Source organism: Psychrobacter sp. TB20-MNA-CIBAN-0197, assembly GCF_040309765.1.
Lineage (GTDB): Bacteria > Pseudomonadota > Gammaproteobacteria > Pseudomonadales > Moraxellaceae > Psychrobacter > Psychrobacter submarinus.
In genome coordinates, this window is record NZ_JBEOPC010001351.1 from 1 (window position 1) to 238 (window position 238).

The 238-nt window shown below is 51.7% G+C and carries 1 protein-coding gene; it reads left to right on the forward strand.

Features of this window, described 5'->3' with window-relative positions:
* Positions 1-238 (forward strand): alpha/beta hydrolase (locus AAEY83_RS18365; protein ID WP_351061565.1); only part of this gene is annotated, 238 nt, incomplete at both ends.

Genomic DNA, 238 nt, shown 5'->3' on the forward strand with positions numbered 1-238 from the left:
TCTCAGGAAATTCAGAGAACGCCGTCAGCTGGCAAGATAGAACCATTGCCAACGCTGACGGTGGTGACATGACCGTGCGCTGCTACCAGCAGACGAAGCAGAATAATGAGGGAAAAAGTGCGGATGAAGTCGCCATGCTGTTTTTTCATGGCGGCGGATTTTGTATTGGTGATATCGACACGCACCATGAGTTTTGTCATACGGTCTGCGCCCAAAATGGCTGGGCAGTCGTGAGCGT